The following is a 14681-nucleotide window of genomic DNA, read 5'->3' on the forward strand; positions in this document are numbered from 1 at the left end:
GAAACATGAGAATTAACCACAATATCGCAGCACTTAACACACTGAACCGTTTGTCTGCAAACAATGGAGCAGGGCAAAAGAACATGGAGAAGCTTTCTTCTGGTCTTCGTATCAACCGTGCAGGAGATGACGCAGCAGGTCTTGCCATCTCTGAAAAAATGCGTGGACAAATCCGCGGCTTAGAAATGGCATCTAAAAACGCACAAGACGGTATCTCTCTTATTCAAACAGCTGAAGGTGCATTAACTGAAACACATGCGATCCTTCAACGTATGCGTGAATTAACAGTTCAAGCGGGTAACGTTGGGACTCAACAAACAGAAGATTTAACAGCTATTCAAGAAGAGCTCACGGCTTTGGTAGATGAAATTGATGGAATTTCTCAGCGTACAGCATTTAACGGAAAAAATCTGTTGGATGGTAGCGTTGAAGATGGATTCCAATTTCAAATTGGCGCTAACATTGAGCAAAATATCAACGTTCAGATCGGCAAAATGGACGCTGAAACCTTGACTGTCAAAGATATTAAAGTAAATGAAGATGGTTTTGACTTTGACGTTGAAGTAGCAAAAATTGATGAAGCCATCGGCGCAGTATCTAAACAGCGTTCAGCACTTGGAGCAGTCCAAAACCGCCTCGAGCACACAATCAACAACCTTGGTGCTTCTGCTGAAAACTTAACAGCTGCTGAGTCACGTATTCGTGACGTTGACATGGCGAAAGAAATGAGTGAGTTCACAAAGAACAACATTCTTTCTCAAGCATCTCAAGCAATGTTAGCTCAAGCAAACCAACAGCCGCAAAACGTACTTCAATTATTACGTTAATGAAAAAGCCCCACTAAGGGGCTTTTTTTGTTTCAATCTAATGAAAGCAAGTGCTGTAAACGAAAGTCAGGAACCGCTTCATGGAAAAAAGCTCGATTGCGTTTATCGTCCTCTTGATCCCACTGACTCCACCATTCAGCCGTTTCTCCAGAAGTGTCAGCTTGAATCATGTCAAGCAGCTGTTCTAAGTTGATGATGTCTCTCGGTTCTATTAAGAAAGAATGCATCCGGTGATACGCTTCAAGACGTTTAGGCTGTTTTGTGACAATGGCGTATTGTACGTAGCGATTTAAAAATTCCTGTACAAACGTTAAATGAGGAATGGTTTTTTCTCCTTTTAACTCGACGCCTTCCCACGCCATATCAGCAATTGCACAAAGCCACCAGCCAAGTTCACTCGCGTGCTGCATTTGTTGTAATGTGTCCTTTTCAAAAGATAGCCGCTCATTTTCTTGTGCTTGTTTGAGCATGCGCTCAAGAGTTTGTGCTTCGAGTGCGGCCTTTGTCATTCCTTGACCATGAATGGGATCTAATGTACACAAGGCATCGCCCATCACCAATAATCCACTTGGCCAGTCGTGCATTTGTTCATAGTGATATCTCACGCAAGAAGGGACTCTAAATCCTTTTGGCTTTGTATAGGGCGTTAAATGAGTGATGGCATCTGCTATTGCGGGATGCGCGAGTGCAGCCGTTTCTGAATCAAATTGATCAGCGTCTGTTGTTGGATAATGTGATCCGCCAGCTGCAGAGAGAAGAACAGCTACTAAATCATGATCTACCCGTTCAAATAGTCCTGTTGGGATTTGCCTTTCCGGCTGACCCACGACGACCATTGATTGCTGGTATGGCGCTTCTGGTTGTATCTTGTAGTATCTTGTGCTGTAACCGAGTGACACCGTTAATTCATCTGCCCGTGGTAAGGTCAGTCCAGCATCCTTCAGCCATTTTGGCAATTTAGACATTCTTCCAGACGCATCGACCACTAAGTCTGCTTTCATTTCACGAATGCTTCCTGGTTTTTCATGCCGATCTTTCACGACCAGTCCAATGACTTGGTTTGTTCCCTCTTGCAACTGAAGTGAGAGGGCTTCATGTTTTTCTAAACATTGCACCCGTCCCTCATTTAACATTCTTTGCATCAGCACCCACTCTAGCATGGCACGTCTTGTAACGGCTGTTTCTTCTGCATCAGTAAGCGTTAATTCACCATCTTTTGTGATAAATCGAGAGGTTTGATGCCACGTATTAAATCCGCCCATTGTCAGTAACTCTTTTGTATAACCAGGAAATAGACGTTCCACTATTTGCTTGCCTAGTGGCAGCATTCTATGTGGATGAAAAGCTTGAGGAGTGCCGAGACGATTCTTAGGAGAGTCTGGCATTTCGTCCTTTTCGATAATGAAAACTTGATGATAAAACGTTGATAAAACTTTTGCAGCGAGTATTCCCGTCATGCCGCCGCCAATGACGATCGCCCGCTCATATGTCATAGGTTGTCTCACAACATGCGCCTCCAATGAATATATAAAATGATTACATGACCATTTCATCATATGTTGATACTTGAATTATAGCAAAATTACGTTTTGTTGAATATAAAGAGGGAATTTCCTTCTTTTTACTCGTACATATGAGAAATAACTTTCATCATCATCATTATTTTTTAAAAAAACTATTATTTTAAGAAGAACGACCGATAAATAATACAAGGGGGTAGAGAAAATGGATATACTACAGAGTATAGTGACAGCAGCACCTTATATGATGCAGATTTTAAAAAATGAAGTGACGATGGGTGTCATTGACCGAGAGAAATTTTTGCTGTATTTGCCATCGAAAGATGTTGATTTTCAAATTCGAGCTGGTGAACGTATTAAACCAGATGATCTGAATATGAAAAAAGCGCTGAGAGGTGAGACATCGAGTATGTTTGTGCCTGAATCAGTATATGGAGTACCATTAAATGCGATGGGATTGCCCATTTTTGATGAAAACGGGCAAGTGATTGGTGCCCTCGCTTTAGGATTTCCACTCAAAAATCAAATAGAGCTTGAAGCGTATATGGATTCATTGAATGACATTATTCAAAGTATTCAAGAAAAAGTGCACGTGGTGGCGGCACATTCAGAGGAGCTCTCTGCTACAAGTGAGGAGATGACCTTACAAACGCAGCAAACTCTTGAAAGCTCGAAACAAACAGCCGATATTACAAAAATGATTAAAGGCATCTCGAAACAAACGAGTTTGCTAGGATTGAATGCGTCAATTGAAGCTGCCAGGGCAGGAAAAGAGGGAGCAGGTTTTAGTGTTGTAGCAAGTGAGGTTCAAAAGCTTTCAAGTGAAACTTCACGTGCAACAGAAAACATCGAAAGCTCACTGCAAGGAATCTCCTCCAATATACATACATTACTTGAAAGTATGGACCATATGAAAGGTTCTTCATCAGAACAGGCTTTACTTGTGACAGAGTTTAGTGAAATTGTCGATCGATTGACGACGGTTAGTAAGAATATGAAGAAATTCATGCAAACCGTCATGTCAACGTAAAAAACGAATCCAAGAGGGATTCGTTTTTTTGATGCATTATTTTCTCTTGTTCTGATCAAAGCGATAATCGTACGTGTCGCCTTTCACCACATTTAAAAACTCATGTCCAATTTGAACAAGCTGTCCGTTTTTCCATTGGATGAGAGGGTCCTTATCAGGGTATTTCCAGTAAATCGTTTTCTTGCGATGGGTCAGTTTGTTTTCAATTTCTGCTCTGACTGCGTTTTCCTTTAGCTTTCCTCCGCTATGCTGATAGGTGTTGATGATATACATTCCGTCAGGTGATGACATCGAGCGGATGAATGTTCCGTGAGACACGCCTTGAAGAGAGAAGCATTTCCAATAAATAATGCCAGCGAAGCTAAGGAGTAAGATGATAAGAGTGAGGGTGGTTTTCTTTTTTAACATGAATTCCTCCAGATGTAGATCACAATATTTCTAATTTATGAGAGAGAATACAAAAAGATTCATATAGTCCAAAAGTTCTATTCGTTTCAATTATCGGTCATTTTTTCTCAAAATTCAACAGAATGCCGTAAATGTAAGGAAAATTTAAGGAAGAATTCAAGTGGTATATTTGATTCGAAACCTCTTTACAAAAGAATGAGGGATCAGTAGACTTATGCTCATATAAAGAAATGGAGCAGATGACATGAGGCAAATTATCGATACGTATGAAAATTATGAAGAGCTCTCCGCTCATGAAAGAAAAGGGATTGATTATCAAATTCTTCACAAGCGGAAAGGTGACCAGCTGCTAGTTTTGTCTCCTCATGCTGGAGGAATTGAATCAGGCGTGAGTGAGCTTGTTCATGAAATTTCTAGTGACTATTCTATGTATTTATTTGAAGGCCTTAAAGTAAAAGGCAATCATGTTCTTCATATTACAAGTACACGCTTTGATGAGCCGCTTTGCCTTTCAGAAGTGCATACCCATCATTATACGTTTGCACTTCATGGCTACGGAGAAACAGAGGTGCTTCAAACGTTAGTGGGAGGTACAGACAGAGAAAGAGCGGCAGAAACTGTGAAGCGTTTAACGCAAAATGGCTTTCAAGCATTGCTGCTAGCCGAATCTGATCGTTTTTCTGGAACGCATCCTGATAATATCAATAACAAATGTCTGACAGGAAAAAGTGTACAACTTGAAATTAGTCAGGCGCAAAGAAGAGCATTCTTTCAAGACTTTAGGCGTCAATACCGGCGAGATACACAAACTGAACAATTTTATCGGTACACAAATGTACTCAAACAAGTATTAGCCCTTTATGAATAAACTTTTATGCGATGATTTACGTTTGATAAACTGCTTCTTTTTCAGCGACTCTTTCTGCTTTCATTAAATAAGACGTAAACTCCTGTTGAAAGCGAATACCTGCTTTTCGCTGTTCGAATAAGGCAAGCCGTTTTTCAGCAAAAGCCCAAGTGACGTGAAACGTTTGAGCAATATGCAAAATGGCTTGCTGCCGAAGGGGTGGAAGCTTCATTTTCATCAGTATAAAGGTTGGAACACAAAAGTGATACATGAATTGTTTTGCCTGAAACTCCTGCAGTTCTCGAAAGAGTTTGTTCATTTTGAAATGGTTGCCTGTATGCTTTAGCACATGACAAAGCTCGTGGGCGAAATCCTGCCACTGTTCTTCAGGTGATAGGGATCTGTTTAAGATAATACTGTAAAGACCTTGATGCTGGATCATCATGCTGCCAGTCTCCTCGTAATGGACCCACACGCGAAATTCAGAAGCGATCCTTTGCATCTCTCTATAAGCAGGACCGCTTATTTGTAATTGAGCATATAAACGCTTAATATCTTCTTCTAAATGGGTTAAAAAACCAGTCATTTGAAAACCTCCATACAAACGTATGTTCTATTTTTGGCGTAAAAGAAAAGTCCATATAGGACTAAATAGCTAAATGAGCTATTACTTACTTTTATTATCGGCTTATTTTTAACAATTTTAACATAAAATCAAGGAAAAATGGAATTAATTCCTGTTTTTTTCTGTATTTTTGCACGTTTCACGACTAAAAAGAGTGAATTGAATTCAAATTTTACCATAGTCTTCTCATGAAAACAAACAAGTATTGTCTTACGAATGCCACCGATTGATGAGAAAGATCAATTCAATTTAGCAAAAGGGAGTGCAGTAGATGGTACAAATTTATCAAGATTTTATTCCAGTTGGAAACGGAAACCGCCCAGGATATGCGATGACACCGGAGTATGTAACGGTGCATAACACAGCAAACACGTCAAAGGGAGCGGATGCGAAAAGTCATGCGGCCTATGTAAAAAGCCCAACGACAGAGGTGAGCTGGCACTTTACAGTGGATGATCATGAAATCTTTCAGCATCTGCCGTTAAATGAAAATGGCTGGCATGCAGGGGATGGTCATGGGAATGGTAACCGGAAGTCGATCGGAATTGAAATTTGTGAGAATGTAGATGGGAATTTTCAGCAAGCGGTCAAACATGCACAATGGCTCATTCAAAAGCTGTTAAAAGAACATCACATTCCGCTAGCAAACGTGGTCACACATCAGTACTGGTCTGGAAAAGCATGTCCACGCCAGCTTCTATCTACTTGGGATGAATTTAAAAAAGGGATTGGAACGGCAGAAGATCCGGAGACGGTCATCACGTATGTCGTGAAAAGCGGTGATACGTTAACGAGTATTGCGAAAGCTCACGGGGTCACAGTTCAGGATTTACAGAAGTGGAATGACATTAGCGATCCGAACAAGATTCAAATTGGACAGGTTCTCAAAATTTATCGTAACGATGCAAAGAGCTTGTATGAGCTGCCAGATGGGGTTTTAAAGGTGACTTCTCCATTGACAAAGGGAGAGCATGTACGCCTCGTCCAGCAGGCGCTTGCTGCTGTTTATTTTTATCCTGATAAAGCAGCTGCAAATAAAGGAATAGACGGAGTTTACGGAGAAAAAACGGCGAACGCCGTAGCGCGTTTTCAGCTGGTAAATGGTCTGACAAGTGATGGGGTATACGGACCTAAAACGAAGGAAAAGCTTTTGAAGCTGTTAAGTAAGTGAGTGTTTCTGTTTGTATGATTGGATGACTGCTTCACTTTGCTCATTTAATCGACGCATATAAGGCGACGACTTATATTCAGCAAACTGAACATATCTCAATTGTTTGATTTTCTTTTTCATTTATTGGCACCTCAATCGTTGCAGCGTATAGATTATTGTATGCAAGTCTATGTGAAAATGGAAGCAGGACGCGGATTTTGTTCCGCGTCCTTTAGTGTAATCAAGCCCTTTTATTTTTATACTCATCCAAGAGCTGTTCGTTCTTTTTAAAAATACGCTCAGTATGGGGGCTTACCTTGTAATCCGCCATACTAATATGTTGCTTTTTCTTTAAAATCTTAAAAGGGTTTTTCTTGCGATTGTTGTTATCCCCTTGAAGTGCGTGGTCCATCTTCATCACCTTCCTCTTCGTCAGGCAAGATTAGGTCATAAATTGTTGTAAGTGACGTCATTAATAAATAGTCGAACTCAGTGACAATGTCATCAGAGGAGAGCTTAATGACGAAGTGATCATCTGCTACAGAAAACGGGATGAGCACCAATTTGCCGAAATCATCGTAATAGACTTCCTGCCTGTCAAGCTTCGCCTGAATAAGAGAGCGCTGGTCAAGTGTCCGCAGCAGGTCATCTTTTTGTTCCTGCGTATCGTATGGACAAAGAACCGCTTGAATATTCATTTTGTCGGCAAAAGAATAAATGAGTCGTTCAATCCCCTCTATATATGCCTCTACACTTCCATAATATACATGAATCGGTTCATTTTTCAATAGGTATTGGTACGTTTTTAGCTTATTGAGGTAAGAATGAAGTAGATCGTTATTTTGTTCTAGGAGTTGATGGGTGTCGGTTTCCAGTTCGTGATTACCGAGTTTTTTAATATAGGAGCTGAGAAAGATGAATGCATCGGTTAATGCAAAAAAAACGGCAATAATCAAGTAGTGCATCCAATCGGTGAAGATTGAAGAAGGGTCATTTGTCCAGTACACAACAGCACCAGCTACATAAATCCAATACCACGTTTTACGAATGGCAAACATCTTTTCTTTTACTTTTTGTTCAAAGCGCCATACGGCAAATACATATACAGCAAGAGCACCTAGCAATAACCACACGGTCAATTGAAAAAATAATAGCATGTTCTTCTCTCCCATAGACAGATGGATACTTAATTCATTTCTATGGATATGATTGGAAACCCTGCTTCATGAAAAAATGGCTTGCAGGAAAAGGGTGCAGACAAATAAAAAAAGACCTGTCTGACAGGTCTTTGATATTAGATAATCGCATTTAACACAAAGTATATAAGAGCCCCTAGAGTTCCCGAAATCGGTAATGTGATCACCCAAGTGACGAGCATGCGTTTTGCCGTACCCCAGTTTACTCCTTTTACTCTGTGTGCAGAACCTACACCTAGAATAGAAGATGAGATCACGTGAGTGGTACTAACAGGTAAGTGAATAAATGTCGCTCCGAAGATAATAGCTGCACCCGTTAAGTCAGCTGATACTCCGTTTACTGGACGAATTTTCATAATTTTACCGCCGACTGTTTTAATAATCTTCCAGCCGCCAATAGAAGTACCTAGTCCCATTGCAAGCGCACAAGAGAATTGTACCCAGAAAGGAATGTCGTCAGTTGTATGCAAATTACCTGCAATTAAAGCCATCGTAATAATTCCCATCGCTTTTTGCGCATCGTTTGTTCCGTGGGTATACGATTGCAGTGCAGCAGTTAAAATTTGAACACGTCGGAATTGTTTATTTGTTTTTGCGAGATTGTTGTTTCTGAATATAATTTTGATAATGGTATACACGATATATCCCAATACGAAAGCTAGGATAGGTGAAAGCAACAGTGCTTGAATGATTTTAATGAACCCCGAATAGTTTAAAGCGCCAAAACCAGCAGAGGCAATAACAGCTCCTGCAATTGATCCGATCAGTGCGTGCGAAGAACTACTCGGAATTCCGTAATACCAAGTAAGCAAGTTCCAAGTAATGGCCGCAATTAAAGCAGCCAAAATGACGACAGAACCGTTTTGAAGTGTGAAAGGATCTGCGATGTCTTTTGTAATGGACTTTGCCACACCTGTAAATGTCATTGCTCCTAAGAAGTTCATGAACGCTGCCATAATAATAGCATGTCTAGGCTTTAACGCCTTTGTTGAAACCGAAGTGGCAATGGCATTTGCTGTATCGTGGAATCCGTTGATGAAATCAAAAGCAAGTGCACAAATGACAATAAATATGGTAAGGATGAGTAATGTGTCCATGTTTAACTAACCCCGTTACGCATTCTTCATAATGATTGTTTCTAGATTGTTGGCAACACTTTGACAGGAATCAGCAATTTCTTCAAGTGTTTCGTAAATTTCTTTGTATTGAATGACCTTGATTGGATCCGTTTCTTTTCCAAACAAGTTCTTTAGTGATTTACGATAAAGATTGTCACAATTATGCTCGATCTCTTTGATTTTGATTGCGTGTGGTTGAATATCTTTTAAGCGATTTTCAGCCAGTAAATCGATTGTAATTAAAATTTCCTTTGCACATTCTCTGATGTAGTGGCTGAATTTGTCGATATGTTCGTCAGAGCTTGTCATTGAATAGATTTCCATTGTCGCTGAAAAATGCTCAATTCCATCTAAAACATCGTCGAGGCTATTCGTCAATTGAAGAATGTCTTCACGTTCAATCGGCGTAATAAAGGCTTTGTTCAGCTCTTTAATCATCGTATGAACATGATTATCACCTTTTGTCTCATATTCCTTCAATGTGTCAGAAAATTCTTTCAGAGTGGTTTGATTTGTTACTTTATAGCTAACAAAATACTCAGCAGTTTCATCTAAATTTTTAGCAATTTCCGTTAACAAGACGGAAAACTTGTCTTTTTTCCTTTTTAACATGTAAAAACCCTCCATTGTATAAATGAGACAATGCACACATCAAATAATTATATATTCTTTTGTCGAAAAAAAACAGGTGTAGTCGAAAATTTCTTCACTTTTTCTATTTGATCTTATTCTGACCTAAAGATGTGTTCTCAACACACCTTTTTCAGAAAGGAGAAAAGAAATGAAAAAAGCGGTCCATTCTTGGCGCCGCTTAAAGCTTAAGAAGCTGAATAAACTAGTTTAAATCGCTCGCAAACTAGGAGCATGTCTTCTTTAAATTCTAATCCGTACGGTTTGAGTGCTTCTGTGAAAAATGCTTGATGGGCTTTGTACCAATAGTTATAAGAAAGATCGCCTTCGCCTTCTGCTTGGGCAAATGATTCTGGAACCTCATTCATTGGCATGACATCTACATGTGTGATCTCTATGATGGCTTTTGGTTCGTCATGGCTGTCTAAAATGACCGCATATTGTCCTGCCTTTGGAAGCGGCTCCTGTTCCTTTTCGTAAAAAAGGTGTCCAGAACATGTCGCTGTTTTTTTCCCTTGCAGAACAAGGTCAAGTAAATGATCTGGGTCTGCTCCAAATGCCCAAGCGGAAACAGATGCGTCAATTTGTGCGCTTTCTGATTTTTCTTTCCAATAAGTTTCCCAAAATAAGGTGCTCTGCTGATTCATCATTCTTCCCCCTTTGTGATGCGTTTATTATATCGCGAAATCAAAGACATGAAAGGATAGTGTCTTTATCCCTACTTTGTACATGTGTCATATGTTTTGAAAATCCGCTTTATATTTGGTGAATATAGGAAGATATAATGAAAAATTTAGAAATTTTAGAATAATCTATTGTATTCTGGTCAAGAAGTCGGTATGGTCAAAGTAAGAATATGGAAGGGGTGTTGTGTATGAAACGCATTTCTCTAACTATTTTGTCCATATGTCTGTTGGTTTTCTCGTTTTTTCTGCCTGTCAGTCAGGTCACTGCAAACGAAACTCATGGGAATAAAGTAGCTGTTGGGAAGGATGGCATGGTGGCTACTGCCCATCCACTCGCATCAGAAGTGGGTGCAGATGTATTAAAGAAAGGTGGAAACGCTGTTGACGCTGCTGTTGCCATCCAGTACGCACTGAATGTGACAGAGCCAATGATGTCTGGAATTGGTGGCGGAGGATTTATGATGGTTTATGATGGGAAGACAAAAGAAACATCCATCATCAATAGTCGAGAAAGAGCACCACAAGGCGCAACACCAGACATGTTTTTAACAGATGAGGGGAAAGTCATCCCGTTTGCTGAGCGATCCACACACGGTAATGCTGTTGGTGTTCCAGGGACTGTGAAAGGTCTTGAGTCGGCATTAGAAAAGTGGGGAACCCGCTCGATGAAGGAATTGATTAAGCCTTCCATTCAGCTTGCAGAGGATGGATTTGAAATCGATTCTGTTCTGGCAAAAGCCATTGATGATCATCAAGGAAAATTGAAAAAAACGGCCGCAGCGCCAATCTTTCTTCCAGATGATCAGCCGCTCAAAGAAGGAGACCTCCTAGTTCAGCCAGGTCTTGCAAAAACATTTAAGCTCATTGCGAAAAAAGGAAGCAAAGCATTTTATGAAGGAAAAGTAGCAAAGGCACTTGCAAATACAGTCCAGGATTTTGGCGGGACGATGACAACTGATGACATTGGTCGTTATGAGGTCGAGACTGACAAGCCTATCTGGGGAGACTATAAAGGATACCAGCTTGCAAGTATGCCTCCACCAAGCTCCGGCGGGGTGTTTATGCTGCAAATTCTCAAAATACTTGACCACTTTAACCTATCTCAATATGACCTCAAATCATTTGAAAAATATCAGCTACTTGCTGAAACGATGCATCTCTCCTATGCTGACCGTGCTGCATATGCCGGCGACCCCGAGTTCGTAGATGTTCCACTAAAAGGACTATTAGACGATGATTACATTTCAGAAAGAGCCTCTCTTATTCAATTAGATCAAAAGAATCGTAACCCGAAAGAAGGAGATCCGTGGGCGTATGAGGATGAAAAAAATCCATCTCCTATTGTTCCACAGCCTGAAGATAAAACCATTGGTGAGACCACACATTTTACTGTTGCCGATCAGTGGGGAAATGTTGTGTCATTCACGACAACCATTGAACAGTTATTTGGTACAGGGATTCTCGTCCCGGAATATGGTTTCTTCTTAAACAATGAACTAACAGATTTTGATGCAAGACCAGGCGGAGCAAATGAAGTTCAGCCGAATAAACGACCATTGTCTAGTATGACACCGACCATCATTTTTAAAGATAATGAGCCTGTCATGACAGTAGGTTCACCGGGAGGAACGACCATTATTGCTTCTGTTTCACAAACCATTTTGAATTTGCTTGAATATGAGATGGAGCTTCAGGATGCAGTTGAAGAACCAAGAATTTACACAAACAGCCCAACTTCTTATCGTTATGAAGTAGGTGTCCCTCTCGATGTGAGAACAAAGCTTAATGACATGGGACATCGTTTCGGCAATTCGCCTATTGATATAGGAAATGTCCAAGCGCTACTCATTGATCGAAAAGCAGGAACCTTTACTGGAGTGGCTGACTCCTCGAGAAACGGAACTGCCGTTGGCGTCAATTTAAAGCTCTCTGCCCAATAAGAACATTTCCCGGGAAAAGAAGCGCCTCTTGAGGATGGCGTTTCTTTTTTATTTAAATAAATGAAACATAGCTGATCAGAGAGCGGAAGACGCTTCGCTATTTATGAAGTACAGGACTGTATGTATTTCGATGGCTAAGGGCCTTTTTTCCGTATGAATGATAATGTTGTTGCTGACATCAAAGAGCAAGTACTGAGTGATTAGAGAGAGGAAGTCACATTTAATAAGAAGTAGAGCAGAGTTGATGAAAGATGCAGAAGACTGCCTCTTTTTTTATAAAATTTTCCCTAGGAACATTGACTTATAATTTAGAATATTATAATATCTTTACAAAGGTAACAACATTGAACATTTTTCAGGATGTATATATGTAAGCGCTTTATAAAAGGTTCTATTCCAAAATGTTCTTTCTTTTTGTTACATGTGTTCATATTTATACCAAATGAAAGGAGTGGTTGTTTGAACAACTTGTTTGAGTTAGATGAACAACTGATTAAGCTGCAGTACGATGCATCTTCAAGAGAGGAGGTGACCACATATTTAGCAGAGCGATTAGAAGCGGGAGGATATATTAAGTCGAGCTTTTTACCAGCGGTGCTTGAAAGAGAAAAAACATATCCTACGGGCCTTCCACTTGCGACCTTTGGGGTAGCAATTCCACATACAGATCCTGAGCATGTTAACAAACCGGCGATTAGTGTAGCCACTTTAAAGGAACCTGTTATCTTTCACAAGATGGGGAGCCCTGATGAAACTGTGCTGGCTAAAATTGTGTTCGTCCTAGCAATCTCTGAACCTAGTAAGCAGCTTGTGATGTTAGAGAAGCTCATGACACTTTTTAGAAAAGAAGAGGTGATGACGAAGCTGTCTGATATGACGTCGTATGAAGAAGCGGTTGCTGTGCTTCAGAAAGAATTAAACCAATAGCCTTTCGTAAAATAATGTAAGCGCTTTATCTGAAAAATCCAGGAGGTGGATGTATGATCAAGCAAGCTGTCGATTTTATATTAGACCTTGGACCAACTATTATGCTCCCGATTATTATGACGCTTTTCGGTATGATTTTAAGACAAGGCTTTAAGAAATCCTTCCGAGCCGGTATTACGATCGGAATTGGGTTTGTCGGTGTCAACCTTGTCATTAATTTGCTTGTGAGTGGCCTTGGGCCAGCAGCAAAAGCCATGGTTAATTCCCTTGGCCTAAAGCTCGATATTTTGGATGTTGGATGGCCGATTGGAGCGGCTATATCCTTCGGTACACCTGTTGCCCCTTTGATGATTCCTCTTGTGCTTTTGTTAAATGTCATCTTATTGTCCGTTAACTTTACAAAAACACTGAATGTGGATATTTGGAACTTCTGGCATTTGATTTTCGCAGCCTCTGTGACTTACTACGCTTATCATAATATGTTCTTGGCACTTGCTGTTGGTTTGATCGTCTCTGCTATCACGCTTAAATTAGCTGATTGGACGGCACCGACAATCGAACACCATTTTGGATTGAAAGGCGTATCGATGGCTCATGCTGAAACGGTCAACTTCGCACCGCTTATGTATGCGTCCAACCGTATCATTGACAAGATCCCTGGCTTAAACAAAATTCATGCTGATCCAGAAACATTGAAGAAACGTTTTGGTATTTTTGGCGAACCGCTTGTGATGGGTCTCATACTTGGTATCATTATTGGTCTTTTAGGCGGCTATGATGCGAAAGGCGTCATGACGCTTGGTATTCAAATGGCAGCAGTTCTTGTCCTAATGCCAAGAATGGTTGCGTTATTAATGGAAGGTCTTATTCCAATCTCTGAAGGCGCTCGTTCTTATATTCAAAAGCGCTTCCCTGGGAAAAATGTCTATATTGGTTTAGATACAGCGATTGTGATTGGTCATCCGGCGAATATGGCGGTAGCCCTTCTTATGGTGCCGATTACGATTCTACTTGCAGTCGTTCTCCCTTACAATGGCATGCTGCCGTTTGCTGACTTATCAGTTCTACCATTTACAGTTGTATGGGCAGTAGCAGCCGCTCGTGGAAACATTATTCGTGGTCTTATTAACAGTATTTTTACATTAATGATTGTCTTCTTTATCGCAACGAATCTCGCACCGCTTGCGACAACAATGGGGAAAGCAGTCGGGTTTGACTTCCCAGAAGGAGCCAATATGATTTCAGGTATTGACCTTGGTTCCCACGTCATTCCTTGGATCATGGTGAGACTTCTTGATCCGAGCAACCCGTACTTTATTGCAGCCATCATCTGTGCTCTGGCTTATGCGCTCCTATGGTACTGGGTGCGAAATGATATTAGAAAGCAGTATGCGAAAGAAATGGGCTTAGATCAGAAAGATCAATAAAAGAGCTGGAGGGATTCTTATGGCAAAGAAAATATTGGTTTCATGCGGAACAGCGGTTGCAACATCAACGGTTGTTGCCAAAAAGGTCGAAGAGACGTTAAAGGAAAAAGGATATGATGTCGTGGTGGAACAGTGCAAGGCATCTGAAGTCCCGCAAAAAGCGGAAGGCGCCGATTTAATCGTAACGACAACACCAGTGAGTGATACGAAAGGAACGCCTGTGATTCAAACATTATCCTTTTTAACTGGATTTGGCATTGAAGATGATATTGAAAAAATCATCGATCATATTAAGTAAACAATCATTCCATGGAGGAGCTTTGCTTTCCCGGCTCCTTCTATGTATCTGA

General features: G+C 40.6%; 16 protein-coding genes. 8 read left to right on the forward strand and 8 right to left on the reverse strand.

Annotated elements, in window-relative coordinates:
- The first annotated feature begins 5 nt into the window (after positions 1–5).
- Entirely contained in the window at positions 6–827 is an 822-nt protein-coding gene (hag, locus tag MHH41_RS05970; protein WP_044141245.1) for a flagellin Hag, read from the forward strand.
- 32 nt (positions 828–859) lie between these two features.
- Here hag and MHH41_RS05975 read toward each other — a convergent pair whose 3' ends face one another.
- Complete coding sequence (locus MHH41_RS05975) at positions 860–2332, reverse strand: NAD(P)/FAD-dependent oxidoreductase (protein WP_340865914.1); 1473 nt, start codon at positions 2330–2332, stop codon at positions 860–862.
- A gap of 220 nt (positions 2333–2552) precedes the next feature.
- Here MHH41_RS05975 and MHH41_RS05980 point away from each other — a divergent pair, with 220 nt between their 5' ends.
- Positions 2553–3377, forward strand: coding sequence for a methyl-accepting chemotaxis protein (locus MHH41_RS05980; RefSeq protein WP_050945225.1), 825 nt, complete (start codon positions 2553–2555; stop codon positions 3375–3377).
- A gap of 36 nt (positions 3378–3413) precedes the next feature.
- Here the strand turns inward: MHH41_RS05980 and MHH41_RS05985 are convergent, their stop codons facing one another.
- Complete coding sequence (locus MHH41_RS05985) at positions 3414–3785, reverse strand: DUF5412 domain-containing protein (RefSeq protein ID WP_044138938.1); 372 nt, start codon at positions 3783–3785, stop codon at positions 3414–3416.
- Positions 3786–4029: 244 nt separating this feature from the next.
- Between MHH41_RS05985 and MHH41_RS05990 the strand changes: the two genes are divergently transcribed.
- The gene (locus MHH41_RS05990) at positions 4030–4653 is read left to right on the forward strand and encodes a poly-gamma-glutamate hydrolase family protein (protein WP_050945224.1); all 624 of its coding nucleotides are present in this window, start codon (positions 4030–4032) and stop codon (positions 4651–4653) included.
- Between the two features lie 16 nt (positions 4654–4669).
- On the opposite strand, the gene MHH41_RS05995 is transcribed toward MHH41_RS05990, so the two are convergent.
- A complete protein-coding gene (locus tag MHH41_RS05995; protein WP_050945223.1) occupies positions 4670–5218 on the reverse strand; it encodes an ImmA/IrrE family metallo-endopeptidase in 549 nt (182 codons plus the stop codon).
- A 310-nt stretch (positions 5219–5528) separates the two neighbouring features.
- Here MHH41_RS05995 and MHH41_RS06000 point away from each other — a divergent pair, with 310 nt between their 5' ends.
- A complete protein-coding gene (locus tag MHH41_RS06000; protein ID WP_050945222.1) occupies positions 5529–6428 on the forward strand; it encodes an N-acetylmuramoyl-L-alanine amidase in 900 nt (299 codons plus the stop codon).
- A 220-nt stretch (positions 6429–6648) separates the two neighbouring features.
- Here MHH41_RS06000 and MHH41_RS06005 read toward each other — a convergent pair whose 3' ends face one another.
- The 5 genes from MHH41_RS06005 to MHH41_RS06025 form a co-directional block, all read right to left on the reverse strand.
- Positions 6649–6825 (reverse strand): type II toxin-antitoxin system SpoIISB family antitoxin, encoded by a 177-nt coding sequence (locus MHH41_RS06005; protein WP_080984789.1) that lies wholly within the window; start codon positions 6823–6825, stop codon positions 6649–6651.
- Positions 6794–7564 carry a type II toxin-antitoxin system SpoIISA family toxin gene (locus tag MHH41_RS06010; protein ID WP_212045780.1) on the reverse strand — a complete coding sequence of 257 codons (771 nt, stop codon included), beginning with the start codon at positions 7562–7564 and terminating at the stop codon, positions 6794–6796. The genes MHH41_RS06005 and MHH41_RS06010 overlap by 32 nt, the downstream gene beginning before the upstream one ends.
- 137 nt (positions 7565–7701) lie before the next feature.
- A complete protein-coding gene (locus MHH41_RS06015; RefSeq protein WP_003210927.1) occupies positions 7702–8700 on the reverse strand; it encodes an inorganic phosphate transporter in 999 nt (332 codons plus the stop codon).
- Between the two features lie 15 nt (positions 8701–8715).
- A complete protein-coding gene (locus MHH41_RS06020) occupies positions 8716–9333 on the reverse strand; it encodes a DUF47 domain-containing protein (RefSeq protein WP_003212390.1) in 618 nt (205 codons plus the stop codon).
- A gap of 206 nt (positions 9334–9539) precedes the next feature.
- Complete coding sequence (locus MHH41_RS06025; RefSeq protein WP_212045781.1) at positions 9540–9998, reverse strand: ASCH domain-containing protein; 459 nt, start codon at positions 9996–9998, stop codon at positions 9540–9542.
- Between the two features lie 227 nt (positions 9999–10225).
- Between MHH41_RS06025 and ggt the strand changes: the two genes are divergently transcribed.
- The 4 genes from ggt (at position 10226) to MHH41_RS06045 (ending at position 14629) form a co-directional block, all read left to right on the forward strand.
- Entirely contained in the window at positions 10226–11977 is a 1752-nt protein-coding gene (gene ggt, locus MHH41_RS06030) for a gamma-glutamyltransferase (RefSeq protein ID WP_212045782.1), read from the forward strand.
- 459 nt (positions 11978–12436) lie between these two features.
- Positions 12437–12904: a PTS sugar transporter subunit IIA gene (locus MHH41_RS06035; protein ID WP_106029849.1), complete on the forward strand. Its 468-nt coding sequence runs from the start codon at positions 12437–12439 to the stop codon at positions 12902–12904.
- 53 nt (positions 12905–12957) lie between these two features.
- The gene (locus MHH41_RS06040; RefSeq protein WP_003210771.1) at positions 12958–14331 is read left to right on the forward strand and encodes a PTS galactitol transporter subunit IIC; all 1374 of its coding nucleotides are present in this window, start codon (positions 12958–12960) and stop codon (positions 14329–14331) included.
- Between the two features lie 19 nt (positions 14332–14350).
- The gene (locus tag MHH41_RS06045) at positions 14351–14629 is read left to right on the forward strand and encodes a PTS sugar transporter subunit IIB (protein WP_003212259.1); all 279 of its coding nucleotides are present in this window, start codon (positions 14351–14353) and stop codon (positions 14627–14629) included.
- The last annotated feature ends 52 nt before the right edge of the window (positions 14630–14681 follow it).

Origin of the sequence: Bacillus sp. FSL K6-1145 (assembly GCF_038003425.1) — a bacterium.
Taxonomy (GTDB): Bacteria; Bacillota; Bacilli; order Bacillales; family Bacillaceae; genus Bacillus; species Bacillus pumilus.